Origin of the sequence: Streptomyces sp. NPDC048211 (assembly GCF_043202315.1) — a bacterium.
Taxonomy (GTDB): Bacteria; Actinomycetota; Actinomycetes; order Streptomycetales; family Streptomycetaceae; genus Streptomyces.
In genome coordinates, this window is the sequence record NZ_JBIDAD010000009.1 from 200,063 (window position 1) to 222,282 (window position 22,220).

Genomic DNA, 22,220 nt, shown 5'->3' on the forward strand with positions numbered 1-22,220 from the left:
GACGAACTCCCGATGGCGGGCTATCCATTCACCCCGCTCTGCCCGCCATCGGGGAACCACCACCGTCCTCACCGACGGACCACGGGTCACCGTCCCCGCCGACGGCGACCCGGAGCAACACCCCCACAAGCCGTCCGCGGAGAACTTCCGCGGGCGTACGAGAGGAGCACGGAGCCGCAATGAGTACCAGAGGCACGATCAAGCACGGGCTGCGCCGGAGGCTGGCAGCAGTCTCCGCCCTGGCCATGGGCGCGGCGCTGATGGTGGCGATACCCACCACCGCCTCGGCGGCCGCGCGGGTCGACAACCCCTATGTGGGCGCCACGGCGTACGTGAACCCGGACTGGTCCGCCAAGGCGGCGGCCGAACCGGGTGGCGCCGCCATCGCCGACACTCCGGCCTTCGTCTGGATGGACCGCATCGCGGCCATCGAGGGCTCGGCCTCCGCGATGAGCCTGCGCGAGCACCTGGACACCGCGCTGGACCAGGGCGCGAACCTGTTCCAGGTCGTCATCTACGACCTGCCGGGACGCGACTGCGCGGCGCTGGCCTCGAACGGTGAGCTCGGCCCGACGGAGCTGGACCGGTACAAGAACGAGTACATCGACCCGATCTCCGACATCCTCGCCGACCCGGCTTACGCCAGCCTGCGGATCGTCACCATCATCGAGCCCGACTCGCTGCCCAACATCGTCACCAACGCGGGCGGCACCGCCGGTTCCACCGACGCCTGCGCGACGATGAAGGCGAACGGCAACTACGAGAAGGGTGTCGGCTACGCCCTGCACACCCTCGGCGCCATCCCGAACGTCTACAACTACATCGACGCCGCCCACCACGGCTGGCTGGGCTGGGACAGCAACATGGGCCCGGCCGCCACGGAGTTCAAGAAGGCCGCCACGTCCGAGGGCGCCACGGTCAACGACGTGACCGGCTTCATCGTGAACACGGCCAACTACTCGGCTCTCAAGGAGCCGAACTTCAAGATCACCGACTCGGTGAACGGCACCACGGTGCGCCAGTCCAAGTGGGTCGACTGGAACTACTACAACGATGAGCTGTCGTTTGCCCAGGCGCTGCGTACGCTGCTGGTGGGCCAGGGCTTCAACTCCAACATCGGCATGCTGATCGACACGGCCCGCAACGGCTGGGGCGGCTCCGCACGGCCCACCGGTCCCGGCCCGCTGACCAGCGTGGACGACTACGTCAACGGCGGCCGGGTCGACCGGCGTATCCACGCCGGCAACTGGTGCAACCAGAGCGGCGCCGGCATCGGCGAGCGTCCCACCGCTGCCCCCGAGGCGGGAATCGACGCGTACGTCTGGGCCAAGCCCCCGGGGGAGTCGGACGGCAACAGCGCCCCCATCGACAACGACGAGGGCAAGGGCTTCGACCGGATGTGCGACCCCACGTACACCGGTAACGGCCGCAACGGCAACAGCATGACCGGCGCCCTGGCGAACTCCCCGCTCGCGGGCCACTGGTTCTCCGCGCAGTTCCAGGAGCTCGTGCGCAACGCCTACCCGCCGATCAACGGTGGCGGCAACCCGGGCGGCGGCAGCGACACCCAGGCGCCGACCGCGCCGACCGGTGTGACCGTGACGGCGAAGACCAGTGGCAGCGTCTCGCTGTCCTGGACGGCGTCCACCGACAACACCGCGGTGACCGGCTACGACGTGTTCCGCGGCGGCGTGAAGGTGGGCTCCTCCACCACGACCTCGTACACGGACTCGGGTCTGTCGGCGTCGACCGCGTACAGCTACACGGTCAAGGCGAAGGACGCGGCCGGAAACGTCTCGGCGGCCTCCTCGGCACTGTCCGCCACCACGTCCGCGGGCGGCGGCACCGGAACGGGCACGCTCAAGGTCCAGTACAAGAACACCGACTCCTCCGCGACCGACAACCAGATCCGGATGGGCCTGCAGCTGGTCAACACCGGCAGCACCGCCGTGGACCTGTCCACGGTGAAGCTGCGCTACTGGTTCACGCCCGAGGCGGGTGCCTCCACCTTCGGTACCTCGTGCGACTACGCGGTCATCGGCTGCGGGAACCTGACACACGGTGTGAAGACCGCCGGCTCGGCGGCCGGTGCCAGCCACTACCTGGAGGTCGGCTTCGGCAGCGGCACCCTGGCGGCCGGCGCGTCCACGGGTGAGATGCAGCTGCGGCTGAACAAGAGCGACTGGTCCAACTTCAACGAGGCGGACGACTACAGCCGTTCCACGTCGACGACCTTCGCCGACGCGGCCAAGATCGGTGTGTACATCACCGGCGCGCTCTCCTGGGGCACCGCCCCCTGATCCCGCGATCCGGCCCCCGTCCCCGTCCTGACACGGTGGCGGGGGCCGGGCCCCGGGTCTCCCAACGGACCCGCCCCCTGCCGGAGGACCGGCAGGGGGCGGTGTCATGTGCGCGCGGCCCTCGGAGCACCGCGGGAACGGTGACGCCCGCCGCCGCGGCGGCGCCGAGGGATCCGGATCCGCGCCCGCACGCACGACATCAAGTCGCCGCGGTCGCGGACGGTTACAAGAATCGCGGGGCGGCCCTAGGCTGTTCCCACACAGACATTCGCTGACCTGGGAGAACGCAGCCCCGGAGCCCATCCGTCAGAGCTTGGAGCCGCCCGTGTTCTATTACGTGCTCAAGTACGTCGTCCTGGGGCCGCTGCTGCGGCTGTTCTTCCGTCCCGTCATCAAGGGGATGGAGAACATTCCGGCGGAGGGCGCGGCCATCATCGCAGGCAACCACCTGTCCTTCTCCGACCACTTCCTGATGCCGGCGATCATCAAGCGGCGGGTCACCTTCCTCGCGAAGGCGGAGTACTTCACCGGGCCCGGTGTGAAGGGCCGTCTGACCGCCGCGTTCTTCCGCAGTGCCGGGCAGATCCCGGTGGACCGGTCGGGCAAGGAGGCGGGGCAGGCGGCGATCCGCGAGGGGATCGGGGTGCTGGGCAGGGGCGAGCTGCTCGGGATCTACCCGGAGGGCACCCGTTCGCACGACGGCCGGCTCTACAAGGGCAAGGTCGGTGTGGCGGTGATGGCCATCCGGGCGCAGGTTCCGGTGGTGCCGTGCGCGATGGTCGGCACGTTCGAGATCCAGCCGCCGGGGAAGGCCGTCCCGCGCATCAAACAGGTCACCATCCGCTTCGGTGAACCGCTGGACTTCTCGCGCTACGCCGGTCTGGAGAACGAGAAGGCGGCGATCCGGGCGGTCACCGACGAGATCATGTACGCGATTCTCGGTCTCTCCGGTCAGGAGTACGTCGACGAGTACGCGGCCAAGGTGAAGGCGGCCGAACAGCGGGAAGGTGCGGGGAAGTTCCCGAAACGTCGACGCTGACGGCGGATTCGCGGTCGGTGAACCCCGCTGTTCCGGGCACCCGGCGCCGCCTAGCCTGCGTGCATGAGCAAGGGACATGCATGGGTGCTGGGAGCAAAGGGTCAGATCGGACGGGCCGCGGTGCGCTCGCTCGTCGAGGACGGCTGGGACGTCACCGCCGCCTCGCGCAGCGGCGGCCGTGACACGGGTGGGCACGAGGACGTCCGCACGGTCGCACTGGACCGCGACGAGGACGGCGCGCTCGCGGCGGCGCTAAGCGACGGCTGTGACGTGCTGGTCGACATGGTGGCGTACGGAGAGCAGCACGCCCGGCAGCTGACGGCGCTCTCGGACCGCATCGGTTCCGCGGTGGTCATCTCCAGCGGTGCGGTGTACGAGGACGATCGCGGCCGCAACTTCGACACCCAGGGCGAGCCGGACGGGGCGCCGCGCTACCCGGTTCCGGTCCCGGAGTCGCAGGCCACGGTCGCGCCGGGCGGGGCCACCTACGCGACGCGGAAGGTGCGGCTGGAGCAGGACCTGCTGGCGGCGGGTGACACACTGCCGGTCACCCTGCTGCGGGCGGGGGCGGTCCACGGTCCGTACTGCCGCTCACCGCGGGAGCTCTACTTCGTGAAGCGGGCCCTGGACGGCCGCACGCGGCGGGTCCTGGCGTACGGGGGAACCTCGCGCTTCCATCCCGTCCATGCCGCCAATGTGGCGGAGCTGATCCGCCTCGCCGCTCTGAAGCCGGGCTCGCGGGTGCTCAACGCCGCCGATCCGCAGGCACCGACGGTCGCGGAGATCGGCGAGGCGGTGGACGCGGTCCTGGGCCGGAGCGCGCAGACCGTACTGATGCCGGGGGCCGCCACACCGGAGGGCGTGGGTGACACGCCCTGGAGCACTCCGCATCCCGTCGTGTACGACATGAGCGCGGCGGAGCGGGAGCTCGGGTACCGGGCGGTGACGGGCTACGCCGAGTCGCTGCCGGAGACGGTCGAGTGGATCGTCGGGCAGCTGGCGGGCCGCGACTGGACGGACGCCTATCCGGCGATGGTGCGCGCCTACGGCACCGGGCTCTTCGACTACGCGGCGGAGGACGCCTGGCTGGAGCGGTACGACCGGGGGGTGTGAGCCGGGCGCACCGACAGGAACGGGCCGCCGGCAGTCTGCCGGCGGCCCGTCCGTCACCCGGGTCCTACGGCTTCGGCGTGGCGTGCGGGGTGCACGTCACATCGCGCCGGTCGGTCGCCCCGGTGAGCAGGTAGCTGTCCACCCGCTCGTTGATGCAGGGGTTGACCAGGCCGGTGACGCCGTGCGATCCGGCGCCCGCCTCCGTGATGAGGCGCGAGCCCCTGAAGCGCTTGTGCAGCTCGACGGCGCCCTCGTACGGAGTGGCGGCGTCACGCGTGGACTGCACGATCAGCACCGGCGGCAGTCCCTTGCCGGTGCGGACGTCCAGCGGGGTCTGCTGCTTGGCCTGCCAGGTCGCACAGGGAAGGTTCATCCAGGCGTTGGCCCACGTCATGAACGGGTAGTCCTTGTGCAGCCGGGTGTTGTCGCGGTCCCACTTCTGCCAGCTGGTGGGCCACTTGGCGTCGGCGCACTCGACCGCCGTGTACACGGCGTTGCTGTTCTCGGACCGGATGTTGCCCGCGGTGTCCGACAGGTCGGGGGCGGCGGCGTCGAGCAGTGCCTGGGTGTCCCCGGCCCGGTAGGCGCTCCAGGTCCGGGCGGTGGGTGCCCAGGCGGAGTCGTAGTACGGGGCGCTCTGGAAGAAGCCGATGAGTTCGGCGGGGCCGAGGACGCCGCCGATCGGGCTCTTCTTGGCTGCTGCGCGCAGCTTCAGCCACTCCTGTTCCACCTTCTGCGGCGTGTCGCCGATGTGGAAGGTGGCGTCGTTGGCCGCGACCCAGGCCTTCCAGTCGTCCCAGCGCTTCTGGAAGGCGATGTCCTGGTTGAGGTTCGCCTGGTACCAGATGTTGTCCTTCGCCGGGTTGACGACGCTGTCGACGACCATGCGGCGGACGTGGGACGGGAACAGCGTGCCGTAGACCGCGCCCAGGTAGGTGCCGTAGGAGACGCCCAGGTAGTTGAGCTTCTTCTCACCGAGCGCGGCGCGGATGACGTCCAGGTCGCGTGCGGTGTTCGGCGTCGTCATGTGCGGCAGCATGTCGCCGCTGCGTTCGGCGCAGCCGTCCGCGTACTCGGCGGCGAGCTTGCGCTGGGCACGCTTGTCGGCCTCGGTGTCGGGCACCGGGTCGGCCTTGGGCGCCTTGACGAACTCCTGCGGGTCGATGCAGGAGATCGGCGCCGAATGGCCGACGCCTCGGGGGTCGAAGCCCACGAAGTCGTAAGCCTTGGCCGTGTTGAGCCAGAGCGGGCTCTTCGTCGCGATCCGCTTGGGGAACGCCATGCCCGAGCCGCCGGGACCGCCCGGGTTGTAGATCAGGGCGCCCTGGCGCTCACTGCTGGTTCCGGTGCTGACATGCCGGTCGACGGCTATCTTGATCTGTTTGCCGTCGGGCCTGGCGTAGTCGAGCGGGACGGTGACCCATCCGCACTGGATCGGCGCTGCGATGGCCCAGTCGGCCGGACAGTCCGCCCAGTCGATGCCGGCCCTGGCCGCGCGTGCCGCGGCGAGCTGGACGCCGCGCGCCTCGGAGCCGTTGTGGTGGCGGCCGTCGGCGGTGGCAGCCGGTGCGGCTATCGCGCCCGCTATGAGCGTGCCCGCGATCAGAGCGCCGGCCGAGCCGAGCGCTGCTGTGCGTCTCAAGTGGAACCTCCCCCATGGTGAAGCGCCTTCGGGTGCGGCGCTGTTCAGTCGGTACCTTCCGCGGATCCTGTCTCCTGTGAGCTGCCTGAGGACAGATCACACACCTACTTCTTTACCGAATCGATAACCGGACAGTGATGTCCTGCCAGCGGAGTTCAGCCCTCGGTGGAGGGCGCCAGTTCGTCCGCTGCCCGGTCCAGCACGGAGCGCAGCTCCCTCGCGTCGGCGGCGAGCGCGGTCACCAGAACGGCGGGGCCGGCGAGCCTGGTGAGTACGGCGGTGGATCCCAGCAGCCGGGATTCCGGTCCCTTGCCGTCGAAGGCCGGGTCCACGCAGAGCAGTTGGCCGAGGGCGCGATGGCCGCCGAGCGCGGCCGGGCCGTCCCAGCCGCCCGGTGCGCCAGGCCCGTACGCCAGCTGCTGATCGAGGAGGGGACGTCCGCAGCGGCGGACGGTGAGCCTGCTCAGGAGCGTGCCGGTGCTTTCTCCGTGCCGGCCGAGAATCTGTTCCTCGCGCAGCATCAGCCGTGCGGTGCGGGCGAGTTGCACGACGGTGGTCATCACGAGTTCGCTGCCGTGCGCCGAAACAAGCTGCTCGGGGGACCAGTTGAGCTCGGCCCCCTCCTCGGCGTCCAGCGTGATGTCGTAGTGGGCCGGTTCCGCTCCGGGGCCGGGAAGGGCGACCGTGGCCGCCGCCGAGTCGACGGTGAGCCGGGCGCCCTGCCCGGCCCGCACCTCGACGGCGAGCCGGTCACCGCCGAGCGGGGCGCTCATCGCGCCGACGACGGTGACCCGCGCGGCCCCGGTCCGGGCGGCTCTCGTCCGGCGCAGGGCGAGCGGCCCGTCGCTCTCCAGAACGGGGAGCGTGGTGATGCCGCGCCCGTCGCGTACGGCGGTGACGCGGGCGTTGCCCCGGACGCTCACGCCGTCCAGGAGGCGAGACGCCCCCGCACCCAGTCGGCGACCGGACGGACTCCTTCGCCCGAGGTGAGCGAGGTGAAGGCGACGGGCAGGTCACCGCGCTGCTGTGCGGCATCGCGGGCCATCCGGCCGAGGTCCGAGCCGACGTACGGCGCCAGGTCGGTCTTGTTGATCACCAGCAGGTCGGACGTGGTGACGCCGGGGCCGCCCTTACGGGGGATGTCGTCGCCGCCCGCGACGTCGATGATGAAGATCTGGGCGTCCACGAGCCCCTTGGAGAAGGTGGCCGTGAGGTTGTCACCGCCGGATTCCACGAGGATGAGGTCGAGCGGTCCCACCGTGTCCTCCAGATCCTCGACGGCTTCGAGGTTGGCGGATATGTCGTCGCGGATGGCGGTGTGCGGGCAGGCTCCGGTTTCGACGGCCTGGATCCGCTCGGGCGGCAGCACCGCGTTGCGCAGCAGGAAGGCCGCGTCCTCACGGGTGTAGATGTCATTGGTGACGACGGCCAGCGACAGCCGGTCGCGCAGCTCGCGGCAGAGCGCGGCCACGGTCGCGGTCTTCCCGGACCCGACCGGCCCGCCGAGGCCGATGCGCAGGGCCCGCCGGGTGCCGTCGGGGCGTGCGGCGTCGGCGCCGACAGCGGCCGGGCCCGGGTGTGAGTGGTCGAGGTGCATGGTGCGGCTCCTGTGCGGTTCGGGCGGCGCGCCGTGCGGCGCACCGGAGGTCATGAGGCGAAGAGCCGGACCGGGCGGACGGCGTGGGCCTCTGCGGAGATGTCGAGCAACGGAGCCGATGCTGCGGGCAGTTGATCGATGGGTCCGTGCGCGGCGGCGGCGGCCTGCTCGGCCACCCGGTCGAGCTCCGGGGCGAGGCGTGCCAGGACGGCGGTGGCGTCGAACGGGTTGAGGGAGAGCAGCCTCACGACGGCCGTGGCCGGCCCGCCGACCGTCTCGTACGCGACGCAGTGGGCGGCGTCCTCGGGCCCGAGCCCTGCCGCGCGCGCGGTCAGGCCGAGCACGACCGGCTGATGGCCGCCACGCGGCCGGGCCAGGGCGAACGCGTCGAGCTCCTCGTCCGGCCAGGTCGCGCGGGCGGCCCTCATCAGCTGGCGGCCGAGCTTGCGGGCGACGGCCCGCAGCGCGGGCGAGGGCGTACGGGCATCGGCGGCCTCGTCCAGGGCCAGGGGGTCGTGCCCGTGGGCGGCCGCCGCGGCGAGCGCCGCGGCGGTGAGCCCGGTCGTGTGCAGACGGCCCCGGCAGAAGGCGGCGAGGTCGTCGGCGTTGCGGATGCGTCCCGCCACGACGGCGGCTTCGGCACCGCCGGAGTGGGCATGGCCACCGGCGGGGAACCGGCCGTCGGCCAGGACGAGCAGGGCGGCACGGCTCATCCGTCCTCCGTTCTCAGAAGAGGAAATAGCGCTGGGCCATGGGGAGTTCGGCGGCGGGGGCCGGTTCCACCGGCTCCCCGTCGATCGTCACGGCGAAGCTGTCGGGGTCGACGTCGACCCGGGGCAGCGCGTCGTTCTCCCGCATGTCTGCCTTGGTGACGCCCCGGGTACTGGTGATCGGCACGAACCGCTTTCCCAGCCCGAGCCGTTCGGGCAGCCCGTCCTCGATCGCCGCGCCCGACACGAAGTTGAACGAGTTGGCGGCCGGGGCTCTGCCGACCGCACCGAACATCGGGCGCGGCAGGACGGGTTGCGGGGTGGGGATGGAGGCGTTGGCGTCGCCCATCTGCGCGTACGCGATCTGGCCGCCCTTGATGACCGTCTGCGGCTTGACACCGAAGAAGGCCGGTTCCCACAGGACCAGGTCGGCGAGTTTGCCGGTCTCCACGGAGCCGATCTCCCGGTCGAGCCCCTGGGCCACCGCCGGGTTGATGGTGTATTTGGCGACGTAGCGACGGACTCGGTGGTTGTCGGCCCGCCCGTCGCCCGGCAGCGAACCGCGCCGCTTCTTCATCACGTGGGCGGTCTGCCAGGTACGCAGGACGACCTCGCCTATGCGCCCCATGGCCTGCGAGTCGGAGGAGATGATCGAGATGGCGCCGAGGTCGTGCAGGATGTCCTCGGCCGCGATGGTCGAGGGCCGGATCCGTGACTCCGCGAACGCCAGATCCTCGGGCACGGCGGGGTTCAGGTGGTGGCACACCATCAGCATGTCGAGGTGTTCCTCGATGGTGTTGACGGTGTGCGGCCGCGTCGGGTTGGTCGAGCTGGGCAGGACGTACGGCTCCGAGACGACGCTGATGATGTCGGGGGCATGCCCGCCGCCCGCGCCCTCGGTGTGGTACGCGTGAAGGGTGCGCCCGGCGATGGCGGCCAGGGTGTCGGCGACGAACCCGGCCTCGTTGAGCGTGTCGGTGTGGATGGCGAGCTGGGCCCCGGTCTCCTCGCAGACCCGCAGGCAGGCGTCGATGACGGCGGGTGTCGCACCCCAGTCCTCATGGATCTTGAACCCCAGCGCACCCGCCCGGAGCTGGGAGTGCATGGCGTCGTGGGACATCGTGTTGCCCTTGCCGAGCAGCCCGATGTTGACGGGGTACGCCTCCAGCGCCTCGAACATCCGGGCCAGGTGCCAGGGACCCGGGGTGATGGTGGTGGCCTTCGTACCCTCGGCGGGTCCGGTGCCGCCGCCCACCAGGGTGGTGATGCCGCTGGAGAGCGCCTGGTCCACAAGGGTCGGCGAGATGAAGTGAACGTGTGCGTCGATGGCGCCCGCGGTCAGGAACTTCCCGTTCGCCGAGATGATTTCGGTCTCGGGACCGATCACCAGGTCGGGATGGACGCCGTCCATGGTGTCCGGGTTGCCGGCCTTTCCGATCCCGGTGATCCGGCCGTCGCGGATGCCGATGTCCGCCTTGACGATGCCCCAGTGGTCGATGACGACGGCACCGGTGATCACCGTGTCCGGAGCGCCTTCGGCGCGGGTGGTCCGCGCCTGCCCCATGGACTCGCGGATCACCTTTCCCCCGCCGAACACCGCTTCGTCGCCGGCTCGTCCGGGTCCGCCGCAGCGGTCCTCCTCGATCTCGACGAGCAGCTCGGTGTCGGCGAGACGGATCCGGTCGCCGGTGGTGGGGCCGAACAGGTCGGCGTACACGGCACGGTGGAGCTCAGTCATCGAGGGGCCCTCCGGTCTCGCCGCGCAGGCCCGGGACGATCCGCCGCCCTGCCAGCGGGACGAGTTCGATGTCGACGGGGATACCGGGCTCGAACCGGACGGCGGTTCCCGCGGCGATGTTCAGCCGCAGTCCGCGGGCGGCCGCGCGGTCGAACGCGAGGCCGGGGTTGGCTTCGGCGAAGTGGTAGTGCGAACCGACCTGGACCGGCCGGTCGGCCGCGTTGAGGACGGTGAGGCGGGTGACGGGCCGGCCCGCGTTGATCGGCACCGGCCCGTCCGCGTACAGAATCTCTCCCGGGATCATCGGCGGCGCCCCGTCAGACGATCGGGTCGTGGACGGTGACGAGCTTGGTGCCGTCGGGGAAGGTCGCCTCGACCTGCACGTCATGGATCATCTCGGCTATGCCGTCCATGACGTCGTCGCGGGTGAGCACCTTGCGTCCGGACGCCATGAGTTCGGAGACCGTGCGACCGTCGCGCGCCCCCTCCAGGAGGTGGGAGGTGATGAGGGCGACGGCCTCGGGGTGGTTGAGCCGGAGTCCGCGCGCGCGGCGCTTCCCGGCCACATCCGCGGCCACATGTATGAGCAGGCGTTCCTGCTCGTGCGGGGTCAGTTGCACGTGTACACCTCACAGTCGTCCGCCCAGTACCGGCCCTGGACGCAGCGAGACACTAGCCGCCCTCAACAGTCTGTTGAACATCGAACCGGTGCCGCACGGCGAGGTATTGCACGTTAGGGCCGAAGTTTTTCCGGCGCGTTAACTGGCCCTTTGCAGATCCATGGACATCAACCCGCGCAGACCGCCCTCGAGCACCTCGGGCCCCACGTCGCCGAACAGGGCGAGTTGGGTGATGAAGCCCTGGGCGGTGGCGATCAGCGTGCGGGCGATGTGCTCGTCCGGCACTTCGGCGGCGAGCATCCCGCTCATGCGGTACACGCCGACCAGCTCCGCCCATGACACCCGCAGACCCGCGTAGGCCTCGGCGAGCGTGGCGGCCAGCCGCTCACTGCGCAGCGCCTCGGACCACACCTGGACGATCAGCCCGGCATACGCCCGCGGGTCCAGACCACCCCTCCCCTCCGACGCGTCGCCGCACAGAGTGCGCACCACGCGTCCGATGAGCACATCAGGAGTGGGCGGCGGACTGACGCGGGCGGCGCGCTCGAACGCCTGCCGGACCCCGCCGACCGCCTCCCCGGCGATGGCCGCGATCAGATCCTCCTTACCGCTGAAGTAGCGGTAGACCGCACCGGCCGACAGCCCCACCTCCTTCAACACGTCCTGCATCGAGGTGGCATGAAAACCGTCGCGGGCGAAACACCGCGCCGCGCCGTCGAGGATCTGCCGGCGGCGGGCGTCGAGGTGTTCCTGGGATACACGGGCCATGGCCCAAACCTAAAACGAACGTTCCTTCTTGACAAGCGTGGCACGCAGCCGGAAAGTGGCCCCCGCAAGTAAAACGAACGATCCTTCTCTTAGAATCGAGGCTCTCGCCATGTCCGCTACCCCGAACCGCCGTTTGGTGGCGGTCGTTCTGCTGGTCCCCGTGGTGGTGGCGCTCGCCCTCTGGGCCTTCGCCTGGCCCGCCGCCCGTATGGCACCCCGGGACCTCCCCGTCGGCGTCGCAGGCTCCGCACCGGCCGCCGATCAGCTCCAGCGACAGCTCGAACAGCGCGGCGGCTCCTTCGAGGTCCACCGGTACGAATCCGAGGCCGCCGCCCGCACCGCGATCGAGGACCGGGCCGTATACGGCGCGGTCGTCGTGACCGCCGAGGGCCCCGAACTGCTGACCGCGTCCGCGGCCGGCCCCATGGTCGCCCAGCTGCTGCACGAGGCGGCGACCGCGTCCGCCCCGGCGGGCACCGCGGTCCCGGTCACGGATGTGGTGGCGGCACCGGCGGCGGATCCGCGCGGCAGCGTGCTCGGCGCGAGCATCCTGCCGCTGGCGATCGCCGGCATGGCCGCCGGGTCGGCGGTGACCCTGCTGCGGCTCCGGGGCGGACGCGCGGCCGCGGCGCTGGCCGGCGTGGCCACCCTGGTGGGAATCGCCGCCACCGCCCTCACCGACAACTGGCTCGGGGTCATCACCGGTGACTGGTGGAGCGAGGCGGGCGCGCTCGGCCTCACCGTCCTGGCCATCGGAGCGGCGGTGGCGGGGTTCGCGGCGCTGGTCGGACCGGCGGGCCTCAGCCTCGGAGCGCTGCTCATGGTGCTCGTGGGCAACCCGTTCTCGGGCGTCACCAGCGCGCCCGAACTGCTCCCGCAGCCGGTCGGAGCGATCGGCCAGTGGCTGCCGCCGGGCGCGGGCGGTTCACTGCTGCGCTCGGTCGCGTTCTTCGACGGACACGCGGCGGGCGGTCCGGTCCTGACCCTCGCCCTGTGGGCCGCGCTCGGCATGACGGCCGTGATCATCGGCGGCCGCCGCCGGGCCCCGGCAACAGCCCCGCACGAGACCGCACCCGCGCACCGGCCGGCCCTAGCGGGGTGACACCCGCAGCGAGGCCGTGCACCTCCGCCACGGAGGGCACGGCCTTCTTCACGTCCGGTCAGTTACCGGCCCCCGGCTGCCCTCGATGCTCCGCGGCAATCCCGAAGCGGTGCCGTTCGCCCGCAGCGGACGCCGCGGAGCCGATCGAGGAGACCGAGCTGATCACCTGCTCCCGCTCCGCCGCTTCCTCGTTCTCAAGTCGCTCCAGGTCAGCGGCCGATACGAGTGCCACGAGCGGCTTGCCGTGCCGCGTCACGACCACGCGCTCGCCGCCGTAGACGACTCGGTTGATCAGTTCGGCGAGGTCAGCTCGGGCTTGCGTCACTGGAATCTCATAGGCCATGCTCCCATCATAACCTTCTGTACGTCCTGTACATTTTTCACAGAAGCGTGCGCGGGCGCCTTCCCCGGCTCCGCGCCCCGGAGGAGAGGCCAGCCATGCACCGCATCGCCGCCCGTCACGTCCTGCCCGAGTTCACCGAGCGCACGTCCCAGGGGACCCGCACGCTCGACCCCTACTCCAAACTGCTGGCCGAACGGGTCGTCTTCCTCGGCACTCCCATCGACGACACCGCGGCCAACGACCTGGTAGCGCAGTTCATGTATCTGGAACACAACGCGCCCGACCGGCCCATCTCGCTCTACATCAACTCCCCCGGCGGCACGTTCGGCGCGACGACCGCCGTCTACGACACGATGACGTACCTCACCTGCGAGGTGGAGACCTTCTGCCTCGGCCAGGCGGGGGCCGGTGCGGCCGTACTGCTGGCAGCGGGCGCCCCGGGCCGGCGGCACGCGCTGCCGGGCGCCCGCGTGGTGGTACAGCAGCCCGAACTCGCCGAGCCGGTACAGGGTCAGCCGTCCGACCTGGAGATCGAGGCGCGGGAAGTGGCTCGCATGCGCGAGACCCTGACCGGCATGCTGGCCCGTCACACCGGCCGCTCCGCCGCGCAGATCACCGCCGACACCGAACGCGACCTCATCCTGGACGCCGAGGGAGCCAGGGACTACGGGCTGGTCGACCACATCATCCAGAACCGCTCGCTGCCTCCGCAGTCGGCGCGGTGAATCCCCGATGCAGCCACCGGAGTTCGTCCCGCTGCCCGCCCTGACCCGTGCGGAGGGCGAGTTCATCGACCGCTACCTGCAAGTCCTCGACCAGGTGGGCCGGATCAACCCGGCCCACGGCGGCGACACCTACGACGCGCTGCGGGCCGCGCAGGCGCTGGCCTCGTACGCGGTCGCTCTGCGGGAAGCGGTCACGTTGATGCACGAGCGGGGCGAATCGCGGATCCACGCAGTCACGTTGACCCGGGCACTGCGCGTGCTGGACGGCGAACGTCGGGCGGGGCGGGTCACCATCCCGCCCGCCCCACCGAGTTGATCAGCACCCCGACCCGACACGCCCGACGCGTCGGCCGAATTTTCTCGCTCGTTCGGCGTAGGCGTTACTTCGCACGAGGGACAACTCGATTTGCGCTTTCGAGGTGGACGCTGGGTGAAATCTCCCGTTCCGCCGCTGGTACGGCACCGGGAGGCGAGCGCCGGACGTTTCCCTTGAGGCCATCTGCCCACCCGAACGGGTCAGTCGTGATGAGCCTCACATATCGCCGTTTCACCTCGGAAATCCGGCACTCGGTGAGTCAAGATCCCTGGGACGACAAGCCCCCGCCACCGCGGCGGGGCGGTCCGGGCGGACGCCGAGTCCTGCCGCCGCCCGGATGCCTGGTCGACAGGAGTGGATCGGCAGGAGTGGAGGACCCGAGCACAACGGGCCGACCGGGCTTTCGGTCGACCCTCGGGGTGAAGCCGCATCCGCGGCCGGGCAACTTCGCCAGCCCGAACCCGACAGGTCATCCTTCACAGGCGGCTGACGAAGGGTTGCGCATGACTGCGCAGGTTCATGTCCCGTCTCTGCTTGCCCGGGCCACGACGGCCTCGGTCATGACTCTCGCCGCCGTCGGCGGCACGCTGTTCGTCCCCGGCGCCGTGACCGACGCCCAGGCCGCGACACACTCGACGAAGGCCCTCAACATCGCCGCGTCGAAGAAGGGGGCGCCCTACCGGTGGGGCGCCACCGGGCCCAGCCGCTTCGACTGTTCCGGGCTGACGCTCTACTCGTTCAAGAAGGCGGGCAAGAAGCTCCCGCGCACGGCCCAGCAGCAGTACAACAAGACCCGCCACATCTCGTCGTCCCAACGGCAGCGCGGCGATCTGGTCTTCTTCCATTCCGGCCGCAGCATCTACCACGTCGGCATCTACGCGGGCAGCGGCAGGATCTGGCACTCCCCCAAGACCGGGGCCGTGGTCCGCCTGGAGAAGATCTGGACGAAGAGCGTCTACTACGGCCGGGTCCGCTGAAGCCCCTCCCCGGCTCCCGCTCCCGCGTCAGTGCAGCAGCGGACCGGTCACCAGGACCAGCCCCAGTGCGGTGAGTGCCGCGCCGCTGCCGCCCTCGATCGCCCGGGCGGTACGCGGCCGGCGCAGCCACCGGCCCAGGCGGTCCACCAGGAGCGCCACGGCCGGGAACCAGATCAGCGCCAGCACCACGACGATCGCGGCCAGCAGCAGCGTTCTGGGCAGGGGCGCCGCCCCGGCCGGCACGAACTGCGGCAGCAGGCTGAGGAAGAGCACGGGCGCCTTGGGGTTCAGCGCGTTGGTGAGGAAGCCCTGGCGCAGTGCGCGCCCGGTTCCTTTCGCGGCCCTCGCGCCGCCCTGCTCGCCCTCCTCACCCTGCCCGTTCTCCGGGCCCGGCCCGGAGCGGCGGCGGGCCGCGTGGAGGGCGCTGATGCCCAGGTAGAGCACGTAAGCGCCGCCCAGAAGCTGGATCGTCCGGAACAGCACGGGCACCGCCACCAGTACGGCCGCCAGGCCGGCGACGGCGAGCGCGGTGTGGACGAGGAGGCCTCCGGCGACCCCGAGCGCCGTCGCCACCCCCGCGGCACGCGAGGCGAGGGCGTTGCGTACGACGACGGTGAAGTCCGCGCCGGGCAGCGCGACCATCGCTGCGGCGACCCCGACGAAGGCAGTCAGTTGTGCGTCCATGCCTCCACCCTGGACCCCTGAGCCCTTTAGCATGTACTTGCAATCTTGTGGGTCTGCCAAAAGGAATGCTTAATGTACGACCCGACGCGGCTCGCGGCGCTGGTGGCGGTCGCCGAGGCCGGCTCGATCACCCGGGCCGCAGCCCGGCTCGGTTACACCGCTCCCGCGCTGTCACAACAGCTCGCCAAGCTGGAGCGCGAGGCGGGGGCCGCTCTGCTGGTGCGCCACCACCGTGGCGCCCGCCTGACGGCGGCGGGCGAACTGCTCGCCGGGCGCGCCCGGCGGGTCCTCGACGAGATGGACCGGGCCCGCCACGAGCTGGCGCAACTCGCGGGACTGTCCGGCGGGCGCCTGCGGGTCGGCACGTTCACCACGGCGGGCATCCATCTGCTGCCGCCGGTGCTGAGTGCGTTCCGCCGTGCGCACCCGGACGTGGAACTGGTCGTCACCGAGTACGAGCCGCCGGACGGGGTGGCCGCGGTGGCGGCGGGCGAGGTGGATCTGGCTCTGACCCATGCCTACGAGCCTGCCGCCGCGACGGCGCTGCCCTCGGGCGTCCTGGCCGAGCCGCTCCTGATCGAGGAACTGGTACTGATCACCGCCGTCGGGCAGGTCCTGGCGGACGGCAGCGGGCGGCTCCCGGTGACGGAGCTGGCAGGCCGGCCCCTGATCAGCAGCGCGCCCACCCATCCGCCGCGCCGCGGAGTGGAGAGCGCCCTCGCCGAGGCGGGGGCGTCGCCGGCGGTGGTCTGCGAGTCGCCCGGCTATGCGCTGGTGTGTGCGCTGGTCAGCGCGGGCATCGGCATGGCTGTCGTACCCGAGATGGTCGCCGCGATGTCGCCCACACCGCTGTCCGTGCGGCGGCTGGAGCCGGCCGCATTCCGCCGGACGATCTCGGTGGTGCACCGCGGCGACCGTGCGAGCGCCGCGGCGGCGACACTGCGCGCGCTGCTGCGCAGCGGATTCGGGCGGGCCTCGGGACCTCAGTGACCGGCGTGGCGGTCAGTGCTGGACCGGTACGTCCCACGGCAGGGCGATCCAGACGGTCTTCCCGCCGTCCGGAGTGGGCGTGACGGTCAGCCGGCCGCCGTACTCCTTGGCCAGCGCGCGGATGATCACCATCCCGCGCCCGTTGTCCTGCTGCACGGCCGCCGGAAGCCTTTGGGGCCAGCGGGGGTGACTGTCCGTCACCCCGATACGGAGCTGTTCCTCCCGCTCCAGCCGGAGGTCCACGGTGAAGGTGGGTGACTGCCCGAAGGTGTGCTGGACGGCGTTGGTCGCGAGCTCCGAGACGATGAGCCGGACGGTCTCCCCCGTGTCCGCGCCGTCGGGCAGCCCCCATCCGGCCAGTACCCGGGCCACATACCTCCGAGCGGCGGAGACCGAAACCGGCTCGCTCGGCAGAGTGACGCTTGCTTCTTGATGGTCTGCCATGGCGAGCCGTCCCTTTCCCACCCGGAAGCGACCCCGCGATCGATGGTCCGGGTTGTGCTTCGCGCCAGATTGCCACTGATGCTGCCCTCTGTAACGGCGATCCACCAAGATATGCATATATCTGTCGCTCGAAGCGGTGAACTCTGCCCCGGATGCCCCGTAAGGGCGCCACACTGTCCGCTCGGCAGAGAGCGTTCGTCAGGAGTGGGAGGGAGGCACCGCATGCGGCACGGCCCTGCGGTACGACGCCGCAAGCTCGGGGAGGAACTGCGGAGTCTGCGCCATGCGACGGGGCTCACGAGCCGGGACGCGGCCCGTCTGCTCGGCTGGCACCAGTCGAAGGTCAGCCGGATCGAGACCGGCGTGAGCGGAGTGCAGCCCGGTGATGTGACCCGGCTGCTCGACACGTACGGCACGGACGACCCGAAGCTGCGCGAGGTCCTGGAGGCGCTGGCAGGGTCGGCGGGCGGGGGCGGCGCGGGGTGGTGGCACGCGTACCGCGGTCTGATCCCGCCGCAGTACCGCGACTTCATCAGCCTGGAGTCGCAGGCGCGCACCGCGCGCACGCTGGAGACCTCGGTGGTACCGGGCCTGTTGCAGACCGCCGACTACGCGCGCGCGGTGACCCGGGCCTCGCTCGACGGGCTGCCCACCGGACAGCTGGACTCGCTGGTGGAAGTGCGGTTGGCGCGGCAAGGGGTCCTGCGGAGCGATCCACCGCTGAGGCTGAGCGCGGTGCTGGACGAGGCGGTGCTACGGCGGGAGGTCGGCGGCCGCCGGGTGATGCGTGAACAGCTGCGCCACCTCAGCAGGGTGGCCCGACTCCCGCATGTACAGCTCCAGTTGCTTCCCTTCTCCGTCGGCGGCTACGTGGGCCTCACCGGGCCTTTCGTTATCTTCTCTTTTCCGAACACTTCTGATCTAGATGTGGTCGTTCTTGACCACTTGACGAGTAGCCTCTATCTGGAGCGGAAAGAAGACCTTGCGGCGTACAGCTCGGCCTTCCGCACTCTGCAGGCACACGCGCTGTCGCCGGAGCATTCGTTGGACCTGATCGCCGCAATCGACCGCGACGGTCAGTGACCCCGGACTGCCCGAGGGGGGCGTCATGTCGGATTGCCTCGCACAGCACGCGTTACGGTGGCGGCGCAGCAGCCGCAGCACGGGAATGAACAACTGCGTGGAGGCCGCGCTGTTCGGCGGCCGACGGCTGGCCGTGCGTGACTCCAAGGACGTGTCCAGGCCGCCGCTGCAGTTCTCCGCCGCGGCCTGGACCTCCTTCGTCACCGCTCTGAACAGCGGTCCGGTCAGCTGACCGGCGGGGCGGGCCGGTACTCCGGGCGGCTGCCCCTGCGGGGTCAGCCCCTCGGAGCCGTCCGCCGTACGATCGCCACCGCCTGCGCCACCTGCTCGTCCGTCAGATCGGCACGTGCGGTCAGCCGGAGCCGCGAGATGCCGTCCGGTACGGACGGCGGCCGGAAGCACCCCACCGCGATGCCGGCCGTGCGGCAGTCCGCCGCCCAGCGGACTGCCGACTCGGCCGAGGGAGCGCGCACGGAGACCACGGCCGCGTCGGGACGGACCGCGGTCAGACCGGCCGCGGTCAGCCGCTCGTACAGCGCGGTGGCGACCGCACGCGCCCGGCCCGCCCGTTCCGGCTCGCGGCGCAACAGCCGCAGGCTGCCCAGTGCGGCGCCGGCGGCGGCCGGGGCGAGCCCGGTGTCGAAGATGAACGTACGGGCGGTGTTGACCAGGTGGTCGATCACCCGCGCGGAACCGAGGACCGCGCCGCCCTGGCTGCCCAGGGACTTGGAGAGGGTGAGCGTGGCGACGACGCCGTCATCGCCCGCCAGACCGGCCGCGGCGAGCGCGCCGCGGCCGCCCTCGCCGAGCACACCCAGGCCGTGCGCGTCGTCGACGAGCAGCGCCGCGCCCTCCGCGCGGCAGGCGTCCGCCAGTTCGGCCAGGGGCGCGGCGTCGCCGTCGACCGAGAAGACCGAGTCCGTGACCGCCAGGGACCGGCCCCGGTGCGTGTGCAGGGTCTTGCGCACCGCTTCGGGGTCGGCGTGCGGCACCACGGCCGTCTCGGCGCGCGAGAGCCGGCAGCCGTCGACGATCGAGGCGTGGTTCCCCGCGTCCGACACGATCAGCGAGCCCCGGCCGGTCAGCGCGGTGAGCGCCGCGAGGTTGGCGGCATAGCCCGAGGAGAGCACCAGAGCGGCCTCGAAACCGCAGAAATCGGCCAGTTCGTGTTCGAGCTCGGCGTGCAGCGCGGTGGAACCCGTGACGAGCCTGGACCCGGTGGCACCGGCTCCCCAGCGGCGTGCCGCGTCGGCCGCCGCGGCGGTCACCTCCGGATGCCTGGTCAGGCCCAGGTAGTCGTTGCTCGCGAGGTCCAGCAGGTCCGGATCGGCGAGCCGCGGCCGGAGCGTGCGGACAAGTCCGGCGTCCGCGCGGCGGCGCGCCTCGTCGTCGATCCAGTCGAACGGAGCGAAGGACATGAGCGGGTCCCTTTTGTAGGCAGCTCACAGACCCTAACCGGGGGCGCAGCCGGGCATGGTGTGGCAATGCACACACCCTCAGCGGGCTCTCTTGTCCGGTTCCTCCTTGGCTCGGGACGGTGCTGTGCGTCAGGATCATCGCCATGGACCTCCTGAACACGCTGGTGGACAAGGGGCTGCGGCGCGAGCTGCCGACCCGTGAAGAAGCGCTCGCCGTACTGGCGACCCCGGACGACGAACTGCTCGATGTGGTGGCCGCGGCCGGAAAGGTGCGCCGTCAGTGGTTCGGGCGGCGGGTGAAGCTGAACTATCTGGTCAATCTCAAGTCCGGGCTCTGCCCCGAGGACTGCTCGTACTGCTCCCAGCGGCTGGGATCCAAGGCCGAGATCCTGAAGTACACCTGGCTGAAGCCGGACGAGGCGTCGAAGGCCGCGGCTGCGGGCGTGGCCGGTGGCGCCAAGCGCGTCTGCCTGGTCGCCAGCGGCCGGGGCCCGACCGACCGCGATGTCGACCGGGTGTCGCAGACCATCGAGGCGATCAAGGAGCAGAACGAGGGCGTCGAGGTGTGCGCCTGCCTCGGCCTGCTCTCCGACGGCCAGGCCGACCGGCTGCGGTCGGCGGGCGCCGACGCGTACAACCACAACCTCAACACGTCCGAGGGGACGTACGGGGACATCACCACCACCCACACCTACGCCGACCGGGTGGAGACGGTCCACCAGGCGCAGGCCGCCGGGCTCTCCGCCTGTTCGGGGCTGATCGCCGGCATGGGGGAGAGCGACGCCGACCTGGTCGACGTGGTCTTCGCCCTGCGCGAGCTCGACCCGGACTCGGTGCCCGTCAACTTCCTGATCCCGTTCGAGGGGACTCCGCTCGCCAAGGAGTGGAACCTGACGCCGCAGCGCTGTCTGCGCATCCTGGCCATGGTGCGGTTCGTCTGCCCGGATGTGGAGGTACGGCTGGCGGGCGGGCGTGAGGTGCATCTGCGTTCGATGCAGCCGCTGGCCCTGCACCTCGTCAACTCGATCTTCCTGGGCGACTATCTGACCAGTGAGGGCCAGGCGGGGCAGACGGACCTCGACATGATCGCGGACGCCGGCTTCGAGGTGGAGGGCGCCGGTACGACGACACTGCCCGGGCACCGTACCGACGCCGGCGGCGGCTGCGGTTCGCACACCGGCGGGTGTGCGCCCTGCGGCGACCCGGAGACGGAGACTGCTCCCGCCGAGGCCGCCGAACCCCGGGCGGCGCGCACGGATCTGGTGGCGGTCCGCCGTCGCGGCGCGGGTACGGATCTCGCACCCAATGCCTGAGCCGCTCTCCCCCGCCGGGCTGCGGGCCCTGGACCGGGCGCACGTCTGGCACCCGTACGGCCCCATGCCCGGCCGGCAGGAGCCGCTGGTCGTGGAATCCGCGTCCGGCGTACGACTTCGGCTCGCCGAACCCGCCCATGGGCAGAGCGAGTTGATCGACGGCATGTCGTCGTGGTGGTCGGCCGTGCACGGGTACAACCACCCCGTGCTGAACGAGGCGGCACGCGGGCAGCTGGACCGGATGAGCCATGTGATGTTCGGCGGGCTCACGCACGAGCCCGCCGTGCGGCTGGCCACGAAGCTGGTCGAGATCACCCCGGAGCCGCTGCGGCACGTCTTCCTCGCCGACTCGGGCTCGGTGTCCGTCGAGGTCGCCGTGAAGATGTGCCTCCAGTACTGGCGTTCGGCCGGACGGCCGGCCAAGCAGCGTCTGCTGACGTGGCGCGGCGGGTACCACGGGGACACCTGGCAGCCGATGTCGGTGTGCGACCCCGAGGGCGGCATGCACGAGCTGTGGTCGGGGGCGCTGCCCCGGCAGGTCTTCGCCGACGAGCCTCCGGCGGGCTTCGACGCGGAGCCGGACGCCGCCTACGCCACGCATCTGCGCGAGCTGATCGCGCACCACGCGGACGAGCTGGCCGCGGTCATCGTGGAACCCGTGGTGCAGGGGGCGGGCGGCATGCGCTTCCACGCACCCGCGTACCTGCGCGTCCTGCGCGAGGCCTGCGACGCGAACGGCGTGCTGCTGGTCTTCGACGAGATCGCGACGGGCTTCGGACGTACGGGCAAGTTGTTCGCGGCCGGGCACGCCGGGGTCTCGCCCGATGTGATGTGCGTGGGCAAGGCTCTGACCGGCGGCTATCTCACGATGGCCGCGACCTTGTGCACCACCGCTGTGGCCGAGGGAATCTCGCGCGGCGAGGTTCCGGTACTGGCCCACGGACCGACGTTCATGGGCAATCCGCTCGCCTCCGCGGTGGCCTGTGCCTCGATCGATCTGCTGCTCGGCCAGGACTGGGAGCAGGAGGTCAAGCGGATCGGGGCCGGTCTGCGGGACGGTCTGGCCCCGGCCGGGGAGCTGCCCTCGGTCCGCGACGTGCGCGTTCTGGGCGCCATCGGCGTGGTCCAGCTCGATCACGAGGTGGACATGGAGTCCGCGACGCGGGCGGCGGTACGTGAGGGCGTGTGGCTGCGGCCGTTCCGCGATCTCGTGTACACCATGCCGCCGTACATCACCGGTGACGATGACGTGGCGCGGATCTGCCGCGCCGTGTGCGCTGCGGCGCGGGAGGGATGAG

At 71.2% G+C, this 22,220-nt stretch carries 24 protein-coding genes and 1 riboswitch; of the genes, 12 read left to right on the forward strand and 12 right to left on the reverse strand.

The window, feature by feature from the left end; all coding sequences use genetic code 11:
• Positions 1-179 precede the first annotated feature (179 nt).
• The 3 genes from ACGFZA_RS29585 (at position 180) to ACGFZA_RS29595 (ending at position 4,452) form a co-directional block, all read left to right on the forward strand.
• Positions 180-2,300, forward strand: a complete 2,121-nt coding sequence (locus ACGFZA_RS29585) for a glycoside hydrolase family 6 protein (RefSeq protein WP_393683093.1) — start codon at positions 180-182, stop codon at positions 2,298-2,300.
• 325 nt (positions 2,301-2,625) lie between these two features.
• A complete protein-coding gene (locus ACGFZA_RS29590) occupies positions 2,626-3,339 on the forward strand; it encodes a lysophospholipid acyltransferase family protein (RefSeq protein ID WP_393683095.1) in 714 nt (237 codons plus the stop codon).
• Between the two features lie 63 nt (positions 3,340-3,402).
• Positions 3,403-4,452, forward strand: a complete 1,050-nt coding sequence (locus ACGFZA_RS29595) for an NAD-dependent epimerase/dehydratase family protein (RefSeq protein ID WP_393683097.1) — start codon at positions 3,403-3,405, stop codon at positions 4,450-4,452.
• 64 nt (positions 4,453-4,516) lie between these two features.
• Here the strand turns inward: ACGFZA_RS29595 and ACGFZA_RS29600 are convergent, their stop codons facing one another.
• The 8 genes from ACGFZA_RS29600 to ACGFZA_RS29635 all read right to left on the reverse strand — a co-directional run bounded on the left by ACGFZA_RS29600 (position 4,517) and on the right by ACGFZA_RS29635 (position 11,527).
• Positions 4,517-6,094, reverse strand: coding sequence for an alpha/beta hydrolase (locus ACGFZA_RS29600; protein ID WP_393683099.1), 1,578 nt, complete (start codon positions 6,092-6,094; stop codon positions 4,517-4,519).
• Between the two features lie 155 nt (positions 6,095-6,249).
• Positions 6,250-7,017 (reverse strand): urease accessory protein UreD, encoded by a 768-nt coding sequence (locus tag ACGFZA_RS29605; protein ID WP_393683101.1) that lies wholly within the window; start codon positions 7,015-7,017, stop codon positions 6,250-6,252.
• Entirely contained in the window at positions 7,014-7,691 is a 678-nt protein-coding gene (ureG, locus tag ACGFZA_RS29610) for an urease accessory protein UreG (RefSeq protein WP_385277124.1), read from the reverse strand. The genes ACGFZA_RS29605 and ureG overlap by 4 nt, the downstream gene beginning before the upstream one ends.
• A gap of 50 nt (positions 7,692-7,741) precedes the next feature.
• Positions 7,742-8,404 carry an urease accessory protein UreF gene (locus tag ACGFZA_RS29615; RefSeq protein ID WP_385277122.1) on the reverse strand — a complete coding sequence of 221 codons (663 nt, stop codon included), beginning with the start codon at positions 8,402-8,404 and terminating at the stop codon, positions 7,742-7,744.
• Positions 8,405-8,417: 13 nt separating this feature from the next.
• Positions 8,418-10,139, reverse strand: coding sequence for an urease subunit alpha (locus tag ACGFZA_RS29620; protein ID WP_393683104.1), 1,722 nt, complete (start codon positions 10,137-10,139; stop codon positions 8,418-8,420).
• Entirely contained in the window at positions 10,132-10,443 is a 312-nt protein-coding gene (locus ACGFZA_RS29625; RefSeq protein WP_393683106.1) for an urease subunit beta, read from the reverse strand. The genes ACGFZA_RS29620 and ACGFZA_RS29625 overlap by 8 nt, the downstream gene beginning before the upstream one ends.
• Before the next feature lie 13 nt (positions 10,444-10,456).
• Positions 10,457-10,759, reverse strand: a complete 303-nt coding sequence (locus ACGFZA_RS29630; RefSeq protein ID WP_330827850.1) for an urease subunit gamma — start codon at positions 10,757-10,759, stop codon at positions 10,457-10,459.
• Between the two features lie 138 nt (positions 10,760-10,897).
• Positions 10,898-11,527, reverse strand: coding sequence for a TetR/AcrR family transcriptional regulator (locus ACGFZA_RS29635; RefSeq protein ID WP_385277116.1), 630 nt, complete (start codon positions 11,525-11,527; stop codon positions 10,898-10,900).
• A gap of 109 nt (positions 11,528-11,636) precedes the next feature.
• On the opposite strand from ACGFZA_RS29635, the gene ACGFZA_RS29640 reads away from it, so the two are divergent.
• Positions 11,637-12,629: an ABC transporter permease gene (locus ACGFZA_RS29640; protein WP_385277114.1), complete on the forward strand. Its 993-nt coding sequence runs from the start codon at positions 11,637-11,639 to the stop codon at positions 12,627-12,629.
• A gap of 58 nt (positions 12,630-12,687) precedes the next feature.
• Here the strand turns inward: ACGFZA_RS29640 and ACGFZA_RS29645 are convergent, their stop codons facing one another.
• Positions 12,688-12,972, reverse strand: a complete 285-nt coding sequence (locus ACGFZA_RS29645; RefSeq protein WP_385277112.1) for a type II toxin-antitoxin system Phd/YefM family antitoxin — start codon at positions 12,970-12,972, stop codon at positions 12,688-12,690.
• 95 nt (positions 12,973-13,067) lie between these two features.
• Here ACGFZA_RS29645 and ACGFZA_RS29650 point away from each other — a divergent pair, with 95 nt between their 5' ends.
• The 3 genes from ACGFZA_RS29650 to ACGFZA_RS29660 all read left to right on the forward strand — a co-directional run bounded on the left by ACGFZA_RS29650 (position 13,068) and on the right by ACGFZA_RS29660 (position 14,990).
• A complete protein-coding gene (locus ACGFZA_RS29650; protein ID WP_393683110.1) occupies positions 13,068-13,697 on the forward strand; it encodes an ATP-dependent Clp protease proteolytic subunit in 630 nt (209 codons plus the stop codon).
• Positions 13,698-13,704: 7 nt separating this feature from the next.
• Positions 13,705-14,013 carry a hypothetical protein gene (locus tag ACGFZA_RS29655; protein WP_385277108.1) on the forward strand — a complete coding sequence of 103 codons (309 nt, stop codon included), beginning with the start codon at positions 13,705-13,707 and terminating at the stop codon, positions 14,011-14,013.
• Between the two features lie 304 nt (positions 14,014-14,317).
• Positions 14,318-14,513, forward strand: a riboswitch (cyclic di-AMP (ydaO/yuaA leader).
• Between the two features lie 3 nt (positions 14,514-14,516).
• Positions 14,517-14,990, forward strand: a complete 474-nt coding sequence (locus ACGFZA_RS29660) for a C40 family peptidase (protein WP_393683112.1) — start codon at positions 14,517-14,519, stop codon at positions 14,988-14,990.
• A gap of 27 nt (positions 14,991-15,017) precedes the next feature.
• Here ACGFZA_RS29660 and ACGFZA_RS29665 read toward each other — a convergent pair whose 3' ends face one another.
• The gene (locus ACGFZA_RS29665; RefSeq protein WP_393683114.1) at positions 15,018-15,674 is read right to left on the reverse strand and encodes a LysE family translocator; all 657 of its coding nucleotides are present in this window, start codon (positions 15,672-15,674) and stop codon (positions 15,018-15,020) included.
• A 72-nt stretch (positions 15,675-15,746) separates the two neighbouring features.
• Here ACGFZA_RS29665 and ACGFZA_RS29670 point away from each other — a divergent pair, with 72 nt between their 5' ends.
• The gene (locus tag ACGFZA_RS29670; protein WP_393683117.1) at positions 15,747-16,664 is read left to right on the forward strand and encodes a LysR family transcriptional regulator; all 918 of its coding nucleotides are present in this window, start codon (positions 15,747-15,749) and stop codon (positions 16,662-16,664) included.
• Positions 16,665-16,676: 12 nt separating this feature from the next.
• Here the strand turns inward: ACGFZA_RS29670 and ACGFZA_RS29675 are convergent, their stop codons facing one another.
• Complete coding sequence (locus ACGFZA_RS29675; RefSeq protein WP_393683119.1) at positions 16,677-17,108, reverse strand: ATP-binding protein; 432 nt, start codon at positions 17,106-17,108, stop codon at positions 16,677-16,679.
• Positions 17,109-17,330: 222 nt separating this feature from the next.
• Here ACGFZA_RS29675 and ACGFZA_RS29680 point away from each other — a divergent pair, with 222 nt between their 5' ends.
• Positions 17,331-18,191: a helix-turn-helix domain-containing protein gene (locus tag ACGFZA_RS29680; protein ID WP_385277098.1), complete on the forward strand. Its 861-nt coding sequence runs from the start codon at positions 17,331-17,333 to the stop codon at positions 18,189-18,191.
• 25 nt (positions 18,192-18,216) lie between these two features.
• Positions 18,217-18,423: a DUF397 domain-containing protein gene (locus tag ACGFZA_RS29685; RefSeq protein WP_385277096.1), complete on the forward strand. Its 207-nt coding sequence runs from the start codon at positions 18,217-18,219 to the stop codon at positions 18,421-18,423.
• Positions 18,424-18,466: 43 nt separating this feature from the next.
• Here the strand turns inward: ACGFZA_RS29685 and ACGFZA_RS29690 are convergent, their stop codons facing one another.
• Positions 18,467-19,609, reverse strand: coding sequence for an 8-amino-7-oxononanoate synthase (locus tag ACGFZA_RS29690; protein ID WP_393683122.1), 1,143 nt, complete (start codon positions 19,607-19,609; stop codon positions 18,467-18,469).
• A 143-nt stretch (positions 19,610-19,752) separates the two neighbouring features.
• Between ACGFZA_RS29690 and bioB the strand changes: the two genes are divergently transcribed.
• Positions 19,753-20,922, forward strand: a complete 1,170-nt coding sequence (gene bioB / locus ACGFZA_RS29695) for a biotin synthase BioB (RefSeq protein ID WP_385277093.1) — start codon at positions 19,753-19,755, stop codon at positions 20,920-20,922.
• Positions 20,915-22,219, forward strand: a complete 1,305-nt coding sequence (locus tag ACGFZA_RS29700) for an adenosylmethionine--8-amino-7-oxononanoate transaminase (protein WP_393683125.1) — start codon at positions 20,915-20,917, stop codon at positions 22,217-22,219. The genes bioB and ACGFZA_RS29700 overlap by 8 nt, the downstream gene beginning before the upstream one ends.
• The last annotated feature ends 1 nt before the right edge of the window (position 22,220 follow it).